Genomic DNA, 2,863 nt, shown 5'->3' with positions numbered 1-2,863 from the left:
GGCCGGCTGTTGGGGTCAGGCGTCTCCGCCAGTGGTCCCCGAAGTCCCGGCCGTGACATCAGCAAGCCGATACTTCTCCATCGCGTGCTGCGCCAGCGAAGCATCGACCTGGTCCTGCTCGGCAAGCATCTGCAGCGCCCGGACCACCACAGAATGAGCATCAATACGGAAATACCGCCGCGCAGCAGCCCGCGTGTCCGAGAACCCGAAATCATCAGCACCCAGAGTCGCGAACGCATTGGGCACGAACTGACGGATCTGATCAGGCACCTGAGTGGCGAAGTCCGAAGTCGCGATGATCGGACCCTGCGCCCCGGCCAGCTGCCGAGTCACGAACGGCACCTCAGGCTCACGCTCGGGATCCAGCATCGCAGCCTCCTGGACCGCGAGAGCCTCACGCCGCAGCTCGTTCCACGAAGTCACCGACCACACATCAGCAGCGACTCCCCAGTCCTGGGCCAGCAGCTGCTGAGCCTCCAGCACCCAGGGCACCGCCACACCAGAGGCCAACAGCTGGACCACCGGAGCATCCGCCCCGAGATCCAGACCCTGCTGCTGCGAGGTCGCCAACCGATAGATCCCCCCAGTGACCCCCTCGAGATCCAATCCCTCCGGCTCAGCCAGCTGAGTCACCGGCTCGTTATACACCGTGAGGTAATACATCACGTCATGATCACCGGAGTGATCGCCATACATCTCGAAGAGCCCGTGTTCGATGATATGAGCGATCTCGTACCCATAGGCCGGGTCGAAATGCTTCACCGCCGGATTGGTGCCCGCCAGGATCGGAGAATGCCCATCGAGGTGCTGCAGACCTTCTCCGGCCAGGGTGGTCCGCCCGGCAGTGGCCCCGATGATGAATCCCCGAGTGAGCTGATCAGCCGCGGCCCAGAACGAGTCCCCGGTGCGCTGGAACCCGAACATCGAGTAGAACACATAGACCGGGATCATCGGCTCACCATGGGTGGCATAGCTGGTCCCAGCCGCGGTGAACGCCGCAGTGGCCCCGGCCTCATTGATCCCCGGATGCATCATCTGCCCCTGGACAGACTCCTTATAGGCCAGCATCAGCTCCCGATCCACCGAGAGATAGTTCTGCCCCTTGGGGTTATAGATCTTCGCGGTGGGGAAGAACGAGTCCATCCCGAAGGTCCTGGACTCATCCGGCACGATCGGCACGATCCGATGCCCGATGCTCTTATCGCGCATCAGATCCTTGAGCAACCGCACGAACGCCATCGTGGTGGCCGCCTGCTGCTTGCCTGATCCCTTCTTCGCCTGGGCATAGACCTTCGCCCCGGGCAGGGCCAGAGGCTTCGCCGCAGCAGTGCGCACCGGCAGCGGACCACCCAGCTCAGCCCGCCGGGCGCGCAGATACGCCATCTCTTCAGAGTCCTCACCCGGATGGTAATACGGCACCCGATACGGATCAGCCTCGATCTGTTCATCACTGATCGGGATCCGCAGAGTATCCCGGAAACGCTTCAGGTCCTCGATGGTGAGCTTCTTCATCTGATGGGTCGCATTCCGACCCTCGAAGCTGGGACCGAGCCCATAGCCCTTGATCGTCTGGGCCAGGATCACCGTGGGCTTGCCGGTGGTCGCCACTGCGGCCTGATAGGCGGCATAGACCTTCTGATAATCATGGCCCCCACGCTTGAGCCCCCAGATGTCATCATCGGAGAGCTCAGCGACCATCTCCTTGGTCTTGGCCGAACGCCCGAAGAAATGCTCACGCACGAACGCCCCGGACTCGGCCTTATAGGTCTGATAGTCCCCATCGAGGGTCTCGTTCATGATCCGCACCAGCTCACCATCATCATCAGCAGCGAGCAGATCATCCCATTCCCGACCCCAGAGGACCTTGATCACATTCCAGCCCGCCCCCCGGAAGAAGGCCTCCAACTCCTGGACGATCTTGCCGTTGCCGCGGACCGGACCATCGAGGCGCTGCAGATTGCAGTTGATCACGAAATGCAGATTATCGAGCTTCTCATTGGCCGCATGCTGCAGCAGCCCCCGCGATTCGGGCTCGTCCATCTCTCCATCACCGAGGAAGGCCCATACGTTCTGATCCCGGGTGTCCTTGATGCCGCGGTGTTCCAGATACCGGTTGAACTGGGCCTGATAGATCGCGTTCATCGGTCCGATCCCCATCGAGACCGTGGGGAACTGCCAGAAATCAGGCATCAACCGCGGATGCGGATACGAACTCAGCCCCTCCGGGGCCTGAGAGACCTCTTGACGGAACCCATCGAGCTGCGCCTCGGTGAGCCGACCCTCCAGATACGCCCGGGCATAGTTGCCCGGCGAGGAATGCCCCTGGAAGAAGACCTGATCCCCACCCCCAGGATGCTCCGGGCCCCGGAAGAAGTGATTGAACCCGACCTCATAGAGCGTGGCCACCCCCGCATAGGACGAGATATGACCCCCGACAGCGATACCTTCACGCTGGGCCCTGTGCACCATGATCGCCGCGTTCCACCGCAGGATCCGCCGGAACCGACGCTCCATGTCCTCATCACCGGGAAAGGCCGGCTCCTGATCCACCGGGATGGTATTGACATAATCAGTGGTGGTGACCATCGGGACCTCGATGGACTTCGCTCCTGCCCGCTGCAGCAGGGTCCGGATGATGTATTCCGCCCGCTCCGTGCCATGGACAGCGACCAGCTGATCAAATGATTCCAACCATTCCTGGGTCTCTTCCGGATCCAGGTCTGGAAGCTGATTGGTCAGACCGCTGCGAATGTGTGAGTTCTCTTCACCAGCGCTCACAAGGCACCTCTCTCAAGGGTCGATGGTCGGCACCGCTGATCCAAGGACAGGGATGGTCCCCAGAGCGACACCACGAGGTCAGGCG

General features: G+C 61.9%; 1 protein-coding gene. It reads right to left on the bottom strand.

Going from position 1 to position 2,863, the window contains the following annotated elements:
* Positions 1-15 precede the first annotated feature (15 nt).
* Entirely contained in the window at positions 16-2,778 is a 2,763-nt protein-coding gene (gene aceE / locus ACYVKI_RS12885; RefSeq protein ID WP_460690770.1) for a pyruvate dehydrogenase (acetyl-transferring), homodimeric type, read from the bottom strand.
* Positions 2,779-2,863 lie beyond the last annotated feature (85 nt).

The sequence above is a fragment of the Nesterenkonia suensis genome, from assembly GCF_054782935.1.
The sequence above is the reverse complement of the archived record's forward strand: the minus strand, read 5'-3'. Positions and strand labels throughout refer to the sequence as shown.